The sequence below is a fragment of the Prevotella sp. P4-98 genome (genome assembly GCF_002251405.1).
In the GTDB taxonomy this organism is placed as follows: Bacteria; Bacteroidota; Bacteroidia; order Bacteroidales; family Bacteroidaceae; genus Prevotella.
In genome coordinates this window covers 117,891-136,652 of record NZ_NPJC01000051.1, presented here as the reverse complement: position 1 = coordinate 136,652, position 18,762 = coordinate 117,891, and the positions used below count along the sequence as shown (strand labels likewise).

The 18,762-nt window shown below is 46.9% G+C and carries 17 protein-coding genes; 9 read left to right on the top strand and 8 right to left on the bottom strand.

Features of this window, described 5'->3' with window-relative positions:
- Window positions 1-110 precede the first annotated feature (110 nt).
- Complete coding sequence (gene kduI, locus CIK96_RS07750) at window positions 111-1,079, bottom strand: 5-dehydro-4-deoxy-D-glucuronate isomerase (RefSeq protein WP_094391376.1); 969 nt, start codon at window positions 1,077-1,079, stop codon at window positions 111-113.
- Between the two features lie 20 nt (window positions 1,080-1,099).
- Complete coding sequence (locus tag CIK96_RS07745; RefSeq protein ID WP_094391375.1) at window positions 1,100-2,542, bottom strand: PTS galactitol transporter subunit IIC; 1,443 nt, start codon at window positions 2,540-2,542, stop codon at window positions 1,100-1,102.
- 514 nt (window positions 2,543-3,056) lie between these two features.
- Between CIK96_RS07745 and CIK96_RS07740 the strand changes: the two genes are divergently transcribed.
- The 6 genes from CIK96_RS07740 (at window position 3,057) to CIK96_RS07715 (ending at window position 9,117) form a co-directional block, all read left to right on the top strand.
- The gene (locus CIK96_RS07740) at window positions 3,057-3,857 is read left to right on the top strand and encodes a GIN domain-containing protein (protein ID WP_094440237.1); all 801 of its coding nucleotides are present in this window, start codon (window positions 3,057-3,059) and stop codon (window positions 3,855-3,857) included.
- A 35-nt stretch (window positions 3,858-3,892) separates the two neighbouring features.
- Entirely contained in the window at window positions 3,893-4,405 is a 513-nt protein-coding gene (locus CIK96_RS07735) for an RNA polymerase sigma factor (protein ID WP_256387596.1), read from the top strand.
- The gene (locus CIK96_RS07730; RefSeq protein WP_094440235.1) at window positions 4,402-5,097 is read left to right on the top strand and encodes a hypothetical protein; all 696 of its coding nucleotides are present in this window, start codon (window positions 4,402-4,404) and stop codon (window positions 5,095-5,097) included. The genes CIK96_RS07735 and CIK96_RS07730 overlap by 4 nt, the downstream gene beginning before the upstream one ends.
- Window positions 5,098-5,115: 18 nt before the next feature.
- The gene (locus CIK96_RS07725) at window positions 5,116-6,090 is read left to right on the top strand and encodes a hypothetical protein (RefSeq protein ID WP_094440234.1); all 975 of its coding nucleotides are present in this window, start codon (window positions 5,116-5,118) and stop codon (window positions 6,088-6,090) included.
- A gap of 25 nt (window positions 6,091-6,115) precedes the next feature.
- Window positions 6,116-8,296 carry a TonB-dependent receptor domain-containing protein gene (locus CIK96_RS07720; protein WP_094440233.1) on the top strand — a complete coding sequence of 727 codons (2,181 nt, stop codon included), beginning with the start codon at window positions 6,116-6,118 and terminating at the stop codon, window positions 8,294-8,296.
- A gap of 209 nt (window positions 8,297-8,505) precedes the next feature.
- A complete protein-coding gene (locus CIK96_RS07715; RefSeq protein ID WP_336410088.1) occupies window positions 8,506-9,117 on the top strand; it encodes a hypothetical protein in 612 nt (203 codons plus the stop codon).
- A 127-nt stretch (window positions 9,118-9,244) separates the two neighbouring features.
- Here the strand turns inward: CIK96_RS07715 and CIK96_RS13630 are convergent, their stop codons facing one another.
- The 6 genes from CIK96_RS13630 to CIK96_RS07685 form a co-directional block, all read right to left on the bottom strand.
- Complete coding sequence (locus CIK96_RS13630; protein ID WP_094440232.1) at window positions 9,245-11,017, bottom strand: hypothetical protein; 1,773 nt, start codon at window positions 11,015-11,017, stop codon at window positions 9,245-9,247.
- Window positions 11,018-11,123: 106 nt separating this feature from the next.
- Complete coding sequence (locus CIK96_RS07705) at window positions 11,124-11,750, bottom strand: hypothetical protein (RefSeq protein WP_094434271.1); 627 nt, start codon at window positions 11,748-11,750, stop codon at window positions 11,124-11,126.
- 51 nt (window positions 11,751-11,801) lie between these two features.
- Window positions 11,802-13,118 carry a plethodontid receptivity factor PRF gene (locus CIK96_RS07700; protein WP_094440231.1) on the bottom strand — a complete coding sequence of 439 codons (1,317 nt, stop codon included), beginning with the start codon at window positions 13,116-13,118 and terminating at the stop codon, window positions 11,802-11,804.
- Between the two features lie 30 nt (window positions 13,119-13,148).
- Window positions 13,149-14,267, bottom strand: a complete 1,119-nt coding sequence (locus tag CIK96_RS07695) for a hypothetical protein (RefSeq protein ID WP_094440230.1) — start codon at window positions 14,265-14,267, stop codon at window positions 13,149-13,151.
- 38 nt (window positions 14,268-14,305) lie between these two features.
- Window positions 14,306-15,598, bottom strand: coding sequence for a DUF6175 family protein (locus CIK96_RS07690; protein ID WP_094440229.1), 1,293 nt, complete (start codon window positions 15,596-15,598; stop codon window positions 14,306-14,308).
- Window positions 15,599-15,691: 93 nt separating this feature from the next.
- Window positions 15,692-16,582 (bottom strand): hypothetical protein, encoded by an 891-nt coding sequence (locus tag CIK96_RS07685; RefSeq protein WP_094440228.1) that lies wholly within the window; start codon window positions 16,580-16,582, stop codon window positions 15,692-15,694.
- 434 nt (window positions 16,583-17,016) lie between these two features.
- Between CIK96_RS07685 and CIK96_RS07680 the strand changes: the two genes are divergently transcribed.
- The 3 genes from CIK96_RS07680 (at window position 17,017) to CIK96_RS13245 (ending at window position 18,689) form a co-directional block, all read left to right on the top strand.
- A complete protein-coding gene (locus CIK96_RS07680) occupies window positions 17,017-17,412 on the top strand; it encodes a hypothetical protein (protein ID WP_094440227.1) in 396 nt (131 codons plus the stop codon).
- 5 nt (window positions 17,413-17,417) lie between these two features.
- Window positions 17,418-18,128 carry a porin family protein gene (locus CIK96_RS07675; protein ID WP_094440226.1) on the top strand — a complete coding sequence of 237 codons (711 nt, stop codon included), beginning with the start codon at window positions 17,418-17,420 and terminating at the stop codon, window positions 18,126-18,128.
- A gap of 423 nt (window positions 18,129-18,551) precedes the next feature.
- Entirely contained in the window at window positions 18,552-18,689 is a 138-nt protein-coding gene (locus CIK96_RS13245; RefSeq protein ID WP_158214848.1) for a hypothetical protein, read from the top strand.
- Window positions 18,690-18,762 lie beyond the last annotated feature (73 nt).

Here is an 18,762-nt window from a genome sequence, read left to right as displayed (position 1 = left end):
CCCAAATCAAAAGCCCCGTCAGCATGGACGGGGCTTTTGATTTGGGGTATGCTCGGCATGAGCATACAAAAAAGCTCTTATCCGGAGACAAGAGCTTTTATATGTGAATCTTATTTCAATTCTGTGATCTTCACCACCTGCATGTCGTTGTAGATGAGGTTCTCGCCAGCCATACCCCAGATGAAAGTATAGTTGGAAGTTCCTGCAGCGCAGTGCACACTCCACTCTGGATTGATAACAGCCTGTTCGTTGCCTGTCCAAATCAGACGAGTCTCCTGTGGTTCACCCATGATATGGCAAACGCTCTGTCCTTCTGGAACCTTGAAGTAGAAATACACCTCCATGCGCTTGAGGTGGGTATGAGCAGGCATTGTGTTCCATACCGATCCTGATTTGAGTTCGGTAATACCCATCTGCAACTGGCAGGTGCGCACACCAGCCACACCGTTGAGAATCATCTGATGGATAACGCGGTCGTTGCTCTCGGCAGCACTTCCTGCTATAATATTCTTCGCGTCTTTCAGACTCACCTTTTTGGTGGGATAGCTCTGATGGGCACATGCACTGTTCATATAGAACTTAGCAGGATTCTGTGCGTTCTTACTTGCCACAATGATTTCCTTTACACCCTTACCTACATAGATAGCCTCCTGGAAAGCGAGGTCATAGCGCTTGCCGTCAACCGTCACGCTACCGTCACCACCTACGTTGATGATACCAATTTCGCGATTGTCGAGCAGATTGCGACCATTGTCACTCTTGCTGAGATCCACATAGAGTGGTTCGATTGATGTGAGTTTCAGTGGAGTATCGGTTGGCATAGCACCTCCCACAAGGAAACGGTCGATGGTGGTGTAGGTCCAGTTTACTTCACCTGGTGCCATGATTTTCTCAATGAGATACTCGCTACGCAAACGCTGTGTGTCGTAGCTCTTGGCATCTCTGGGGTTTGAAGCCTGTCGCACACAATAGTTTGTGTAGCTGTTTTCTGCTTTTACTTCATAGCCTTTATACTTGCACTGTGCATTCACCGAAATGGCTGCCAGGCAAATGGCTGTAGTCATTAAAATCTTTTTCATTACTTTCTATAATTATTTAGTTAGTTGTTTACTTTCTTTTTCTCGTCAGCGATAATGCGCTTGCGGTTGATCAGCATCATGGCGAGGGTGATGACTACCAATACGGCAGCACCTATATATTTGAAATACTTCACCAGAGCATAGATGACATAACTAAACAGGGCGGACACGAAATCCATACTACCTGCAAGGAATCCTTCTGGAACATGAGCGGCATTATCTTGGGTCTGCGCATATACCGAAGCGGCGGCCTTGGTAAAATCGGGAGCCATATCGGTGATAAACCAAAGTCCTATGAGTAATGCTATAAGTCCTATGATGAAACTCTTCACCACATTACCCTTGGTATAGGGAAGCATCATGGGGAAAATATAAAACAGGCCTGCCAACGATGCAAGGGGCAGAAACTGGTTGCCTGGCAGAATTACTGCTATAACGATATAGGTAGGAATCAGAAACAAAGTACCTACCAACGCGGTGGGGTGACCGATAACGAGTGCAGGACTCATACCGATGTGGATGGTCTTGCCCTTCATCTTTTTGTTGACCACCTCTTTGGTCTTCTCTGAGATAGGCATCAGTCCGTCGATAAACAGTTTGGTGATACGGGGTATCAGTTCCATCACGGCTCCCATCGTTACGCCAAGGAAGAGAATATGCTTCACAATGCGCATCACACCATCGGTAGCGGTAGAACCTGCGGGCATGGTTGCCATAAACTGATCGAACTGGGTGATGTCGCCCCAATGGGCTACAGTGGCTATCAATGCGCCTACTACCACACCGAGTACAAGGGGTTCGCCAATAACGCCGAACTTTGACTTTAAGCCCTCGGCATCGATATTGAGTTTTGAGAATCCCGGTATTTTGTCGAGCAGCCATCCAATAGCAATGGCAAACGGTGTGAAACTCTGACAGAAAGGCTGTGGCACGGAGATGCCTGGAAGGTTGTAGTATTCCTGAAAGCGCTCTGCCGTAAGGTCTGCCATCACGAGTGTGATGATGTAGCACACGATAGCTGCAAAATACCCCCATACAAGACTCTCGCCGCACACAAAATATACCACAGCACCTATGAAAGCGAAGTGCCAGTAGTTCCATAGGTCGATATTGACAGTACGTGTGGTTTTGGTGATTACCATGAGGAAGTTAACACCGAGGCACACAGGGATGATGAGTGCACCGACAGCTGTATTGTATGCTACAGCAGCGGCAGCAGGCCATCCCATATCAAATACACTCAGGTTGAGGTTGAAAATATCCTCAACAGCCTGCAGCGGATCCTTGAAATTATTGGTAAGCAAAGCTGTAACAATACCGAGGCCCACAAATCCTACGCCCACATACAGACCAGATTTGAGTGCCTTGCCAAATTTCATGCCGATACACAGACCGATAATCGTGAAAAGAATGGGCATCATCACCGATGCACCCATTTGAATGATGTAGTTGAAAATATTCATTACTTTACTTTTTTGTTTGTTTCTAATTATAATGTACCGTGACTGGCTCATGCCACGATATTTGATTTGTGATAGTAGTATGACTGCGTGACCGATATCGTGTGCCATCTTTCATCAGCGAAGAAGCATGCCACGGGATATTATCGTATCACGAATTTTATATGCACCTGCAAAATTACTTAATCTTTTTGTAAAACTCACCTTTTATCGTTTTTAAATGCGTTTTTTCGCTTACCATACCTCTTTTTCATACGAAATCATGCTTGCCAAAGACAAATGTCATGCCAAAAGTGTTGTGTTACACAACGTGACTTTTTCGTTCTTGTGCGCAAGTGTCTTAAATTCCGATTGGCTCTTTGCGTTAACGCGAGGTTAAATTCCAAAAGTTTATATGATGTTAAAATAGTGTTAAATCGCGTTGCCTGTCATTGAGTCTGCTGTTTTTTCTCGTTATTTGTATAAAAGACGCAGGGAAAAGCCCCAAATCGTTATCAGCAAAAACAGAATAAAGACAATGACTATGAACAAAAGATGTATCACAACAACACTGGTACTACTGCTGACAGTATTGACTGTCGCAGCAGGAACGAAGATAGTGGAAACCAAACCGCTCAAACCTTTTACTGTTCTGAATATCCTTGGTAGTGCCAAAGTGGTTTATATCCAAGGTAGCGGACATAGTGTGCGTCTGGAGGGTGACAAAGAAGAAATCGATCGCCTCGAAATCAAACAAACAGATAAGCACCTCAATATCGGTTACAAGACCACCAAGATTGGCGGCATTTATTATATGGGCAATGGATCAAACAACGGTTCGGTTACCATCTATGTCACTTCGCCTGCAATCAATGTGATCAATGTGACAGGCAGCGCAGAGGTTGAAGTCGATAAGTATAAAGTTCAAACATCCATGCTGACTATGAATGTGACAGGGTCTGGATCCATACATGTGAAAAATGCCAGCGTAGGAACTGCCACATGCAATGTAGCAGGGTCAGGTTGCATAAGTGTTGATGAGCTGCAAGCTGTCAATGCTTCTCTCGTTGTGAGTGGAAGTGGTATGGTCAAGGCACAAGTGGATTGCAGTGATAAACTGAATTGCGTAGTGGCAGGATCAGGAGACGTTAGTGTATCGGGAAGAACTGCTAACTATAGTAAATCGGTCATGGGATCAGGAAGTGTTAGTGACAAGAAACTGAAATATACCAATCTCAGCAATGCCACAAGATATGACGGAAAGCGGTCGTATGTGATTGACAGAACAGGAAGAAACCAAGGCAATGATACGGTGAACGGCATCGTGGCAAATCCTTAAAACTATACGGCATAAGACAAGGAAGGATACTGAAGGTGAACCAACAGCAGTTTGAACATACGGCAAAACAATTGCGCATGAAGGCCTGGCAAACGGCATCGCGCATGCTGAACGATAGCGATGATGCCGACGATGTGGCGAGCGAAACAATGCTTAGGCTATGGGCTGTGCATGATACGCTACACGACGAAACACATGCCGTCAGACTGGCTGTTGTCGTGGCTCGACATACTGCCATTGACCACCAACGACGACGGCGACCATCGGTCAGTATAGATAGTGGGACAAGAGTCATTCCTCTCGATATTCCCACCACCAATACACCTGACCGGAAGATGGAATGGGAGGAAAGCGAACAATGGCTGCGACAACGCATCGAACAACTGCCACCCAGAGAAATGCAGGTGTTGAGACTCAGACAGACTGAACGACGCACCAACGCTGAGATTGCAGCACTACTGGGAATAGGCGAAGCATCTGTGGCAACCATGCTATCGGCAGCACGCCGAAAACTGTTTAATGATATCAAAGAAAGGAACCGACAATGACAAACCAACAACTCATCAATCTGCTCGAAAGCTTCATGGATGGACAAACGACAGTTGAACAGGAAACACAACTGGCTGACTTCTTCCGTCAAGCAACAGATGCCGACCGTCCCGAAGGAATCTCGAACGACGATTGGCAGGCCTATTGCGAGATGTTCCGCATGTTTGAAAACGGAATGGAAGATCATACGGCAACCATTCGTCCTGTAGAAACAGACGCTCCTGAGAAGAAACATCGCATCTTGCCACTGCGCTGGATGGCGGCGGCTGCCTCAGTGGCTGTGTTGCTGGTTGGCGCACTGACACTCTGGAATCATACTACTGACCAACCGCAGCCGATAGCACAAAGTCAACCGGCCATCACTCCCGTTGAAACCGATACCGTGGCAGTGGATCGACGTCAGATACCATTAGACAGTATCACACCGCCCGCCAAAACCACTAAGCGGAAGATACGTCGACTACACAGCGTTCCACCGCCTCCTAAAGAATATCTGGCTGAGACTGGAACTACCAAGACGGTGGACAAGGCCATCAGTCAGGCTGACCTCGATGAAGCCGTGGCACAGGCAGAACTCTTGCTCCAAGCCATGCAACTGCAACAGATGGTTGAACTCAACGATAGTAAGATGCAATACCTCCAGGCTATGGATGCCCTTGATGCCGAAGAGGAAGAATATGTAGAACAATAAGCAAATAACTATACAACAATGAAACAAATAATACTTACCATGGTTGCCATGTGGGCAACTGTAAGTGCCTCGGCACAGGAAATAATCCAGAATGCCTATCAAAAGGTTATTGGAAACTCTACGGTTGAACTGTTGTCGCGTTCCGATTATCAGGATCGAACCGACTCGCCAACCACTTACTGTAAGTTTACGGAGTTTAAAATACCGGAGAGCAATAAAAACCTCATTAAACAAATGGAACAAGCCATGTTAAAGGATCAGGACCGTGCTTATTCCTTTTTTATAAGAAAACCTGAAGCAAAGATGAACACACTCAACACCAAGAAAGTGGTGTATGGGCCAAACAATGAGTATGGGGTGACATTGGGAAGCAATAAGTCACACTATTACTATTCTACCTTTTTCAAGGAACCGTCTGACTCTACTCGCCGCCATGCCTATGCCTTTGTGTGGTTTAAGGAAGGAATGGATTTCCACTGCTACTACTATCATATCTATGGTATGACTCCAGAAGCTGCTAAAAGCGTAACGATGAACAGCCTGTCGAGTCTCGCCAAGGGAAATCGCATACGTAGCACTCTTTCTGGCAATACGCTCATCATCGAGCGCTATGACGAACAGGGCAATAAAACCCTGCAACAGGTTAGTGTGTCAGACGACGGCAAAACAGCTGACGATCTGTCGGTAGATGATGTGACTGCTAAACCGTCGAAGGTCACCAATGATGTGGAGTTTATGACTCAGTTCGGACTACTCAGAGTGGCTTTCCTCGATGCCATCAAAGACCCTAGCCAGAAAATGCTGCAGGTGGGGCTCGCTACTAAGATAGTGGCACTGTGTAAAGATCACAGCAGTCTCTTGACCTATGGCGAACGGACAACATGTAAGAATACTATTTTGGATATGACTAATATCATGAACAAAACCGTTCGCGGAGATATCTATCTTGAGGGAATGCTCAAACAAGCCATAGATTATCTCGGAAAGAAATAAACATACACAACATAAACACAAAACAATGATGAAAAGATATGTATGGGCAGCCATACTGCTACTCCTATGCCCTGTAGCGAAGGCGCAGAGCGACTCTGCTGCAGTAGCCACCGACACTACTGATGTCTATAAAAATGTGGGTTTGGGCGAACTGACCGTTAAGGCACAGCGACAAATGGTGAAGACTAAAGACGACCGCGTCAGCTATGATGTGGCTTCCGACCCTGAGGCAAAGACCAATCCGCTGATAGAGATGCTTAAGAAAGTGCCGTTTGTTACCGTCGATGCTGATGGTACGATCAAGGTCAAGGGTTCGAGTGATTTCAAAATATTCAAGAATGGCAGACCTGACCAGTCTTTTACCAACAATGCCAAGGAACTTTTCAAAGGACTGCCGGCAAGTATGGTGAAACGCATCGAGGTCATCACCGAGCCTGGAGCTAAATATGATGCGGAAGGACTGGTGGGCATCCTCAATATCGTGATGGACCGACAGAGCCAGATGACAGGACTGACGGGTACTGTCAGTTCGCACGGGACATTTGGAGATAGTGGCAATCCATACAATGGCGACCTCTTTCTTACAGCACAGACAGGCAAACTCACCATCGCGCCGTATTTCGGTATGGCATTTCAGAAATGGCATCAGACAGAAACAACTGACTATGTCTATACCGACACCAACAACCGGTACCACGATGAACGGAGAACATACAATCCGGGAAGAAACATGTGGTATGGCATGGATGCCAGTCTGGAACTCGACTCCTGCAATCTCTTGACCCTGGCGGCAAGTGGATTTGCCTATCGGGTGAAAGATGATGCAATAAAAAATACCCGACTGACCGATGCTGCTGGAAATCCAATCTATAGCATGCAGATGGACAGTAGAGATGTGCTGGCGCGCTATTTCGATATCGACTTGCAATTGTCCTATCAGCATAATTTCAGCAGAAAGGGCGAACTCCTTGCCATTGACTATCTGTTTTCTACCACCCGTTCTCATAGTGACGGAAGCTTAGACCTGTCACAGTGTTTGAACTATGGGGAATATGACAGCCAGTCTTTTGACAATCATACTACCTTCAGCGAACATACCCTGCAGATTGACTATGAACGTCCGTTTGGCAAGCATCATTCATTAGATGTGGGTGGTAAGTATGTGATGCGATTCAATAATAGTGATAACCTCAGGAGGGAATACCTCAACAGCGAACTCCTACGCTCGCCAGCTACTAAGTTTGACCATAAGACCGATGTGGGGGCTGCCTATGCTGAATATAAATATCGTCTCGGTGGATTTACCCTTGCTACCGGACTGCGCTACGAGACGTCACGCATGAAGGGATCATGGCCAGACGGTTCACAAGATGATTTCAGCAAACGTTTCAACGATATCGTTCCGTCTATTCGCACGACATGGCGCATCAATGATCAAAACTCGCTGAAACTCGCTTACACCATGCGATTGTCAAGACCGGGCATCAGTTATCTGAACCCGTATCATAACGAAACACCAATTTCCGTCAGCTACGGAAATCCGCATTTGGGCACGTCGAAAGCTAATAATTTCACACTCGGATATAACCTCATGACCACTAAACTGACCATCGGTCTCAATGCCTCACTCAGTCTCTGCGATGATGCTATTGCCGGAGTGAAATGGGTGGAAGACAATCGCTTCATGTCGAGTTACGACAATAGTGGTAAGGTTAACTACTTCCAGGTCGTGCCTTATATCCAGTGGCAGATTACTCCAACCACTAAACTCGTGAGCAATAGCACCGTCACTTGGGTGGACAAAGCCAATACTTCACTTGGACTTGCCATGCATAGATGGAACTTCGATTCCTATAATCAACTGACACAGGAACTGCCTGCCAAACTGGCTTTGACCCTGTCTGCATATTTCGATTATGGCACTCCGACAACGCTTTACAGTTATGACTGTGCATGGCAGAACTTCTCCGTGTCGCTCCGTCGCTCCTTCCTTAAAGAAGATCGACTTACCACCTTTGTGCGTTGCAGTTATCGCAATGATATCAAAACCCATTACGTGAAAGGTGACTACATCGGCAGTCAGCGTGTTGATGGTCCTAACTGGAATCTGCAGTTTGGAGTGTCTTATCGCTTCGGAAGTCTGAAAGCATCGGTCAAGAAGACTGCCAAACAAGTGAGCAACGACGATTTGATGGGGCGCAAATAATAGCATAAACACGCTCAATTACCCTGATGACTGATTATGAATAAACACTCTCAAACAATAGATGCTTCCATGCTATGTCTGTGAAGATTTGCGGAATGCATCCTTTTTCTACTCCCATGTCGGATGACATGGGAGCTTTTTTATCTGAAAAACGATAGGAAAACCAACGAAATGTTGTATCTTTGTAGATTGAATGATGATGATTAAGTATGGACAAGGTACTGTCGCCAGGCGATGCAACCATTGTCCGCCAACGTATGAATACTAATAGACAAGATATGGAAAAAACTTTTGAACAGCGGTTGCACGATGACCTGCACCGTTATCTGCTGGGAATGAAAGTGGTGGATGAGCGTCTGCCTGAATGTCCTGATGTAGAAGGACGATGGAAACAACTGATAGAGGCTTATCTCCCTGATGGCATCAGGGAGTTTGCTGCCTATCCTACCGTTTCGCTGGGATGGATGATGTTTATCGGCATGGCTATCGCATACATGTGGGACAAAGACTGGATGCGCTATAATGCTGATCCACAGCTTTACGAACTGTTGCGCGATGCGCGTGGCTACGATGCGATGGATGATCATATCATGGAGGATGTGCTCAGACTCGATGAGAATGGACGCAGAAAAACACAGGACATCGTGGCGGAGTGTGCCTCGCGCACCGATAATATGTTGCGTCACGAACATATACAGCCTGGCACCAAAGAGGCTTTTCAGGCCTATACACAATGTCTCCACCAACTCTATCTCATGGGAATGGCCATGCAACTCTCTGCCATGGGCTACCACATGACACCGCTGAATCCTGCAAACTGATGCGGAGATTTTTAGTATAAGAATCTTGCAAAGCACAATAACCCTTGAAAACAATAATGACCGACATCGTACCATGTCGGTCATTATTGTTACAAGTGATGGCTCATCCCCAACTCGGACAGGAGGGTTAATAGCGAAGGATGGAAACGCCTGCTGAACGCAGATTGGGCATGGTCATACCGATGGAAGCTCCAATATAGGTGGGGTCGCATACGGTGTAACGCTTGCCATCGACGGTCAGAAAATCGCCTTTCACATCGCCTTTAAACTGTACGGCGGTGGCGATATGGTTGGGATAGTCGAGGTAAACGACATCAAGGCCAAGCAGTTCGCGAACCAGCCAACCGAAGAGTACTGAACGGTCTTCGCAGTCGCAGGCAGGATAATAGAACAGTTCTTCAACGAAAAAGGGCTTCTCAAAACCAAACTGTTCTTCATCCGTAGCATATTTGAAACCGGTCTGCACAAAGTTCAATAGCAGATTGGCAGCATCAACTTCACTCTTTCCCTGTACAAGGGGACGTAATGTGCCGAGCACCTCTTGGGCTAAACTGCCTGCTACGGGTGCCTTGGCATAGACGCCATAGTCGCATTGGGGCATGGAGGCATAGAAGTCCATCAACGATTTGGAAACATTAACGCTGACACTGACATTGCCGGCTTTGTTGGTGCGCTGCCTACTGACTACGCCGCTGTTGAGGGCTGGAACATTGTTGAGGCGCATGGCAACGGGAGTCTTGGCTTTCTTCGAATCCTGATTACACATATAGAATGTGCAGGCCTCCGTGCCGTTGATGTTATAATAGTTCAATCCCTCTTTGGTGAAATAGGGGTGACCATAGACCATGCAGTCGGTGGCAACAAACAATAACAACTGGTTGCGATCGCCACGACGTGCCATCTTCGCACGGTAACCCAGTTCGTTGAGCAAGAACTGTTGCATGACAATACAGCTGTTTTCATCGTTGCATAAGGCTTCGGCTGCGGTTTTCACAAAGAGGAATACTCCCCAGTCGTTGAGGCGGAAGTCTTTCTGTGCCTGCTGGCAGTTGGCAATAAGGGGCTTGTAGTTGGAACGGCATAATGCTTCGTAACCATCGGCAACGGCACATTCCTGACTGCTGGTGATATTGATAACGCCTTTCATTGATGCGTCAATATAGAGTTTGGTGTTGCAATAGTTGATGGCTACACTGGGGTAGAATTCCTTTTGCAACGAACTCTGCATAGCGGGTTTGGCTTTTGGCTTGGGTTGTGGCTTAACCGGTGTCGCCTGTGGTTTCGCCGGTGTTGTCGGTTCTGCTTTAGGTGCTACGGGTTGCGGCTTAACCGGTGTCGTCTGTGGTTTCGCAGGTGTTGTCGGTTCTGCTTTAGGTGCTACGGGTTGCGGCTTAACTGGTGTAGCCTGTGGCTTCGCAGGTTCTACTTTTGGTGTATTACCTCCAATGATGGTGGGTGTATTTTGCTTAGCCACGATCACAGTAGGTTTTGGAGTTGGCTTGGGTTGTGGTTGTGGTTTGGGTGTTGGTTTGTCGAAGGTCAACTGATCCACATTCTTCACCTCTACCGTAGGACGTTGCTGTCCTTCGATAGTGGTCTGATTGAGAATATCCTTGATGGTCAGTTCCACTGGTGGAGTATCTTCAGGATGTTTTTGCTCGTCGTAGATGACAGGTTTCGGAGGTTCGGGTTTGGTATGTCGCTCCACGGGTTTCTTGGCTTCTGCCTTTTTCCATGGGTGGCGCAGAAACTCGATAAACTCCTTGTTGGCATCGTCGATGAATTTGTCGAACGAGGCATTCTCTTCTTGGATGAATTTGTCAAAATCGTCAGTAACGACTTGAGCAGACAAAGGAATACTTGCCAACGCTGTTACGGCGAGAAAAACGAGTCTTTTCATTGTTGAAGGTGTTAATGGTGAACAGTCTGTGAATAATGAAAAAATCGACAATCCGAAGCATACGACTGCCTTGCGGTCGGCTTTCGGATTGTCGATATGTGGTCGGTTAATCCTGAGCTACAGGTTCACCGATGAAGTCTTCTACTTCCTTGCTCAGATCCTTGAGAGCGGCTTTCTGCTTGGCTTCGCGTGCTGCGGCCTCGCGGGCTTTCTTGGCCTGTGTCTCGTCGATAGAAAGGAATACCTGGAATTCTTTCTTACCATCCACGTTGCGAACCATGGCGAAGTGTTCTTTTACCAAACCGGCAATCTTGGTGTTGACAGCCATTTCGTAAGCCTGACCGAATTTATCAATTTCCTCGGTGGTCATGCTGCTATTGTCTGAAGAGGCAATGCTCTTGGCTTTACCTACTACCTGAGCTTTCGCACGCATAGCATAGTTGGAAACGGCACTCATTGTAGCATTGTCGCGACCAATCTTGGGATTAGAACCTATTGCAATGCCGATGAGGCTGATACGGTTTTCCTCGTCTCCTTCAATATAGGTACGATACTTGGTCAGAGCATAATCCATGGTTGAGGCTGATGCAAGCATGGTCCATCCAGCCTTCTTCCATTCCTTGGTGGTTTTCTTGATGTCCTTTGCCAGGGCTTTCGACTGTGCCGAAACCATGGTTGAACCACACAGAATCATGGCTGCAAGGAGCAGCAGGTTGAAAATACGCTGTTTCATAATCTTCTTGTTTTTTGAGTTATTATTTAATAGTTTATAAACGGTTGCGGGTTATTCTTCCCAGTTGGTGGTGTAGGGGAGTGACACCTTGATGCGCTCCACGCCATTGGTGGTGGGGTTCACCACGGTGATGGTGCCTTTGACGAAAGCGAAGCGCGACTTCTTGGTGGTGCGGGCTTTCATCGTGCCTTCTGCCAGTGCTTTGACCTGGATAATGCCTTTAGAACCGAAGATGGCGTCGATGTCGTCGAATACCAACGGGGCGGTCAGTTCGGGCACTTCAAGTTCGATGCTCTTCAGACCGAAGGTAATGCCTTGACGGTTGTTGAGAGTCATGCGGATATTGATGTCGGTCAGGGTGCGGTCTTGCTTGTTGACAGCATTGGCGGTGAGGATGATCTTGCCTTCGGGCACTACGGCTTGCGCAATATTAATGGTGGCATCGGCATCCACACCGATGATGGCACGCTGTTGCAGCTTCTTGTTTTCTATGCGCAACTGTATGTCGAGGAAGTTTTCTTCTTCGGGCAAACAGTCGGTGGCGTCAAAACTGATGAGGAAGGCACCGTCCTGTGGCTCTACGCTGATTTGTCCGGCGCAGTTCGACTTAACGGTGGGCACCTTGGCAACGCGCACGGGTTTGCCTTTCAGCAATACTTGTACCAGGTAGGTATTGTCGTCGGTGAAGCGTCCGGTGATGGCGAGAGCGTCATAGAGTTGGCGGTAGCGCAACATGAGCCCTTCCGTTTGTTTCACGCGGACATCATCAAAGAAGTACTCCTTCAATGCTGCCAACTGGGTGATAGCGGCTTTGATGTCTGCCACATCGGCAATATCGTCAATACCGTCTTCCAGGGCTTGGTATTGTGCCACTTTCTCAGCATCAATCTTCTCAAACTGACTTTGTAGTGTGCGCTGTTCGGCACGAGAGTAGGGGTAGAGCACCGAATACTCGTAAAACTCCTTCTTAGTTTGCTTGTCGCGCATGCGACGCCAATAGACCTCTTCCACCTTGGCTTGCGAGATACCTTTGAGGAACGGCAGGTTGGCAGACTTCATCTTAGCGATGCGGTTGTATTCGTCGCGCGATTCCACACCGTCGTTGGTCACGGTTTCGCTGGCCACGTTGCGTTGTGTCACGCTGACATTGCTGGCCACCGAGAGGATGATGCGCTCAGTCACTTCGTTCATCGCCTTGACCTGTGCCTGGGCTAAGGTGGGGGCTGTCACGCTGACCACGAGTTTGCCTTCTACGGCTGTGCCGAGCCATGCGGGCACTTTCTTGGCACTACTCTCCACCACCTTGTTTTGTGCATAGATCGTCACGATGGCGAACATCATGCATGCGAGGGTTATCAGTCGTTTCATAATGGTCTGTATTTATAAGTAGGTGTTATGCTACCATTCTACTGGCAGATTGCGAATCTCAATGATGGCATCGCGCACTTTCAGTTTGATGTATGAAATCTTGGGGATGAAATGGTCTGCCTTGATGAGGTAGAAGTCTTGCTTCATAGCCAGTTTCGGAGGCATATTGCGCCAGTCGTAACTGCTGTCGTTTTCGTTGACGGAGAAGTTGTAGCGCTCCAACTCCTTGGCATTCTCGTCGAAGGCTGATTTGATTTCAATATCACCTTTTTCCGTGTTCATGCGGCGGTTGCAGAATTCTGTTTCGATGGTGATGCGGTTCTGTTCTTTATTGCCGTAGCAACGCAATATGCGGAAATCGAGGTCGTTCACCGAGATCGTCAGTTCGTAAGGAGGCATCTGGGGTGCCTTCTGGTCGATGACGGGAGTGGCGGGCTGTGGCTTTTCCACTTCCACGATGACGGGTTTCTCCACTTCCACGATGACGGGTTTCTCCACTTCCTTCTCTACGATGACGGTATCTGGACCGGCAGGGATATTGGCGGCAATCTCTTGCTGAAGGGCATAAGCCTGATCGTAGCAGGGAATGTTGCCTGTCACAGCCGACAGATAAATGACAGCCTCTTGATAGCGGCGTTGGTTATACAGCGCTTGTGCCTTCTGCAAGATGATGGCGCAGTTGGCGGCATAGTAGTCGGCTATCTTCTGACGGGTGGTACGTATGAATCGGGTGAAGGCGGGGTTGGTCACCTTGATATTCTGCACCAGCTTCATCAGCGCCTTGTCTTTATCGCCTACGGCATCAGCCTCCACGGGGATGGTCAGACTGTAGTACTCCGTGCCGTCGATGATATTCTTGGCGATGAGCACCAGTTCGCCTTTGGCAACTGATACGTTGCGCACCATTCCCTCGGTAGAGAGCACATCGCCCAGCGAGAGGGCTGGTTCAATGGCAAACACATTATACCCGTCGGCTGCTGCTGCGCTGTTGCGGTTGAGCACCTGGTGCATCTTGAGGTCGAGTGCATCAATGACTTCTGCAGGCAAATTCTTATCCGTGGCTTTCACGGTTGAGAAATGGATGTCGCTCTGCGCATATCCTACGATGGCAAGCGTCATCATTGCTATTTGTGTGAACAGTCTTTTCATACTCTTGGTAATTATTGTTGATACTCAGTCCCTGGAATTTATTCAATGACAATCTCCAGTTTCTGTCCCTGTGCGGTAATGGTGGCTTTGTAGTTGTCACCAAACTGTGTGCGGAAGAATTTGCGGAGGTCGCTGCTGAAATTAGAGATGGTGTATGAACGTCCGCGCTCTGCATTCCACAAGGGGATGTTGAGGGCGATGTGTACAAACTTATCGGTACTGTTGCTCATGTCATAGACACTCTGCTGGGCATGTTCGCGCAACCAGTCGTCGAGGGCGTCTTTGAAGTTGTTACCCGATTCAGGACTGTCTTGGTCGAAGTCCCAGTCGCTGATGCTCTGTGAGAGGGTCAGGTCAATATAGATTTCACGTCCGTCGGCTACCATCTTCTCAAATGAGCTCTTGATCTGCTCGAAGAAGTCGGCAGTAATCTTTTTCATAGAATACTCCACGAGTTCGGTATTGCCTGTACTTCCCTTGTAGTATTTGCCACTGGGGAAGGTGGCTGCAGCGAGGTTGCCGTTGGTCTGATTCTCCACAGCACTCAGGTTGAGGTTACACTCGATGTGGTTCTGGTTGTCTGCCAGTACTTTGGCATCAACCTTGACAACGATGTCGCCTGGCAACTGTTGCACAATCTTGGTCTTCAAGTCCGACTTGCTGCCCATGCGCATCATCTCATCTCTCTTGGAGTTCTGCAGCTGAATGATAAAATTGCGGGTCTTGTAACCGTGCTTGGCAAATTCAGCAGTGACACGGGTGAGGGCATATTTCAACGCCTCATTATTCTCTGCTGCTTTGCGCATCGCCTCAAAGTCGGTACCATTGCTGCTGTTCACTTCTGGCACAATGACGATGGTGGGATTGAGGGCGGCGGTAGCTTTCACCTGCTTCTTACCATCCACCCATGTGGGCGAAACAGCAATGCTGTTGTGCTGTAGGTCAGCAATCAGCGACTTCGTATTGATGGTCACCGTCACAACCACTTTCTTTTTCTTCGTCACCTTCATATCATCAACCTCCTTGGGTTCGTCGGTGAGGTAGTTGATGTATCGTGACTCAGAGAAGAAACGGTAGTCGTAGTCCTTGCGGGGTACGGCTATCATGGGAGTACCACCTTTCAGTCCTGCCACACCAGAGTGAAACAGCGTGTTGAATGCAGACTTGATGGCGAGGGCGGTAGCTTCCTTTTTCTTGTCGGCAGTGCCCGATGATCGTAATGTTACATTACCGTTTTCCTCCGACACCAGTTCGGCATCGTTGGAATATACTTGTGCGAAAAGGTTGGGGCAGAGCATCAGTCCCAACAGGAAACAGATAATCTTTTTCATATCTATACTTCGTGGTTTATTGGCTTAAAACCCTCATCGGTCAGCAGGCCGACGAGGGGTGATGGCTGCATAAATCAATTTTCCTCGTTGGTCTTAGATACGGATACCGAAGAGGGTGCTGACGTATTTTGACTGAAGGGTGATGGTGACCCCCTGATCCATAGCCGCTTTGAGCTCTTTACCACCCTTCTTTACCTTGCAGAGCGAGATGTCTTCACCCTCTACCGTGCTGACTTTCAAAAGACCGATTTCCTTGTTGGCTGTACGTCCGGCAATCTGGCGACTTACCTTGATGCTAAACCAAGTTTCGGTGTCGATACCGTGTAATGTGCCCAAATCGATATAAACCTCTTTGGCTTCATCCTTCTTCAATTTGCTGATTTCGAGGATGTGACCGTATAGGGGAGCTATGTTTTCGAGCAATCTGTCGATAGCATTCGAGGTACCAACGCTTGTCACTGCACTCTGAATGGCTTTTTCCTCCGATGCATCGTGGCCGGAATTTTCGTTGGTCTCACTGGCAACGATGGTACCGTTTTGTGGATTCACAAATTTAAGGGTGTAGCTACAGGTGGCAGTATAAGTGCGCTTACCTTCTTTATCAGTTTCAGATTTAGTGGCAATCGAGTTGATTCTACCTTGAAGAATGAGGTTGGCACCAATGGTCACCATGGTCTTCATACGATCCATATCGCCTTCTGCAGAGGCTTCAGGACTCTCGCGTCGTGATTGCTCCAGTTTGAGCGATTTGTCAGAATCCACGTCAATCAGAATAATGCGCTTGCGATACTGAATGTGTTCAATCACTTTGTTGCGCAAAGCTTCAGCTTGTGAAAAACTGAGGTTCTGTGGACGGTTGAAATACTCGATGTAAACAGTCTTCTTTGCTTCCGACTGTTCGTTCTGTGCGCATACGTTGGCGCAGAATCCTAAGAGAAGAATTACTGTGAAAACGAAAGAGTTGTGCAAGGTGTACTTTTCCATATTTATAAATCCTTTAAAATTATTAAAATTGTTATTGATTCTTAGAAAATCGTTATTGGTGGTGCAAATATACGTTTTTTTTATTGATTAATAAAATTTAAGTCTTTATAAATTACTCCTCAACATGATTTTTATACGCAATGAATATGTTTTTTACCGTATGATAATTGTTTTGTGGCGTTTCTCATGCGGTTGCAATCCTGTCTGAAACGGTCTCATTTTCCATCGCATGACGATGACCCCTATATAAAAAGATGTAGTGTGGAAATTCTGTGGATAAGTGTTATATCTGATGTAAACTACTGATTGTTCATCTGTTATCATACTCATGTAACATAGATTAAGGTATCCATTCTTTTTTTTAGTAACATGCAATCCCATTTTTTTTTTTCGCCCACTTTGATATTTTTCCCTTTCTTCTTTTTCCTGATGTGATGATGCGAGCCTACGAGATCATGAAGGCCCCTGTGCCTGCAGAACTGCTTGGCAAGTGGGAAACCATCCACTATACGCACATGATCAATGGCGAGAATGTTACCGATATTGATATTCTCAATGGCGATGAATGGAACAAGCAGTTTTACCATACATTAGCTTTTTCAGAAAATCACAAAATAAACAAATGGGATAGATTTGGAAGCCAACTCTACGACCAATGCTTCATGTTGAAGGGTGACAATATCACTATTGCAGGAAACTTGACCGATCTCCTTTTCCCACAATACAATTATACAGAAACATGGACTATAAGCGACAAGACTGAAAACAGTATGAAGCTTACGCGCGAGCAAGGTAATACAACAGAATGTTATACTTATAAACGAAAATAATTGCAATGAAACATATCATAGCAGTCGCTATCATGATGTTGTTGCCTATGTGGGCAACAGCTCAAAACGAAAGTCGTCACGTGTCTGTCATTCCACATGCAGGCGTAACAATAGCCAAGATGAATGGTACTGCACTAACGGCAGCAGAGAAATGGAAAGCAGGATATACTGTTGGAGCAAGCGTAGAGTTTCCTTTGTCGCAGAAATTTTCTCTGCTTACGGGAGCCGACTTCAGTCTGATAGGCACTGGATTTGAGAAACAGAAAGAGAAATATGCGTCTGCCGACGAAAAACTTGACGTGACGTATCTCTCCGTGCCGCTGCAAATCAAAACATATTTCTCTGGTGTGAAAGGTTTGGCTGCACATATTGGTGTGCAGGCTGGCATACTCCTCTCGGCAAAGGATAAGATGACTATACACAGCATACGCACGATGAACCTCGGCAACGACGTATCATCAATGTACCTATGGGAATCGTACAAAGAGAAGAAATCGGAGAATGTGAGCAGCAAATTCCGCAATGTCGTTATTGGCATTCCCCTTGGAGTGAGCTACGAATGGCGACACATCACCCTCGATGCCTCCTATTGTTTCGAACTGCGACAAGCTATCAATCTGGAGACAGACAACCCCGGTGGCTGGGACTTCAACAACTCTCGCACCGCCCGCAACCATGCCATCTATATTACAGCAGGATATAAGTTCACGCTATAAGCAGAACTACAATATCTAATGTCCCACACGGATTTTTAATGCCGCACACGGACGACACGGATTATAGTTAAAGATTATTTTTAAGATTCTATTTAAGATTTACCATAGGTTATTTTTCTCGCGACTCGGCAAAGAATAAATTCTTGGATTTATTCTCTGCTCTCACTGCTCCAAAAATTCGAGCCTGTAAGGCGATCCCCATAAAAACCCTTCCAAGAAGCGAGGAACTCGAGCGCATTTTGGTCAAGGATTTTTATTTAAAGATTATTATTTCTGGCCAAAGGCCATATTTCATTAAAGATTTCCTCCAAAGATTTCTTGCGCTCGCGCAACCCCCCAAAAACATTCGTATAAATTCCGTCTAAGATCCGATGATTTCCTTCAAAGATTTACCTATGGTTTGTTTTGTCGTGACTCAGCATAGTGAAAGCGAACGTTTTCGTTAAGCCAGATGAGCAGAATAAAGCTCGCTTTAATTCTGCCATGGCGAGAAAAGGTGCCATGAAATGGAACTCTCACTCTGGCTTCGCTACTCCAAAACATCTTGCCGTAGGCAACTAAAAAACATCCGTGTACTCCGTGGATCAAAAAAATATCCCCCGATATTTTGTTTTTCGCAACCGATTCAGTAACT

Bases quoted from the DNA above. Each gene is read 5' to 3' on its own strand.
- kduI (WP_094391376.1), bottom strand. From the start codon at position 1,079: ATGAAAAAGATTTTAATGACTACAGCCATTTGCCTGGCAGCCATTTCG.
- CIK96_RS07745 (WP_094391375.1), bottom strand. From the start codon at position 2,542: ATGAATATTTTCAACTACATCATTCAAATGGGTGCATCGGTGATGATG.
- CIK96_RS07740 (WP_094440237.1), top strand. From the start codon at position 3,057: ATGACTATGAACAAAAGATGTATCACAACAACACTGGTACTACTGCTG.
- CIK96_RS07730 (WP_094440235.1), top strand. From the start codon at position 4,402: ATGACAAACCAACAACTCATCAATCTGCTCGAAAGCTTCATGGATGGA.
- CIK96_RS07725 (WP_094440234.1), top strand. From the start codon at position 5,116: ATGAAACAAATAATACTTACCATGGTTGCCATGTGGGCAACTGTAAGT.
- CIK96_RS07720 (WP_094440233.1), top strand. From the start codon at position 6,116: ATGATGAAAAGATATGTATGGGCAGCCATACTGCTACTCCTATGCCCT.
- CIK96_RS07715 (WP_336410088.1), top strand. From the start codon at position 8,506: ATGGACAAGGTACTGTCGCCAGGCGATGCAACCATTGTCCGCCAACGT.
- CIK96_RS13630 (WP_094440232.1), bottom strand. From the start codon at position 11,017: ATGAAAAGACTCGTTTTTCTCGCCGTAACAGCGTTGGCAAGTATTCCT.
- CIK96_RS07705 (WP_094434271.1), bottom strand. From the start codon at position 11,750: ATGAAACAGCGTATTTTCAACCTGCTGCTCCTTGCAGCCATGATTCTG.
- CIK96_RS07700 (WP_094440231.1), bottom strand. From the start codon at position 13,118: ATGAAACGACTGATAACCCTCGCATGCATGATGTTCGCCATCGTGACG.
- CIK96_RS07695 (WP_094440230.1), bottom strand. From the start codon at position 14,267: ATGAAAAGACTGTTCACACAAATAGCAATGATGACGCTTGCCATCGTA.
- CIK96_RS07690 (WP_094440229.1), bottom strand. From the start codon at position 15,598: ATGAAAAAGATTATCTGTTTCCTGTTGGGACTGATGCTCTGCCCCAAC.
- CIK96_RS07685 (WP_094440228.1), bottom strand. From the start codon at position 16,582: ATGGAAAAGTACACCTTGCACAACTCTTTCGTTTTCACAGTAATTCTT.
- CIK96_RS07680 (WP_094440227.1), top strand. From the start codon at position 17,017: ATGATGCGAGCCTACGAGATCATGAAGGCCCCTGTGCCTGCAGAACTG.
- CIK96_RS07675 (WP_094440226.1), top strand. From the start codon at position 17,418: ATGAAACATATCATAGCAGTCGCTATCATGATGTTGTTGCCTATGTGG.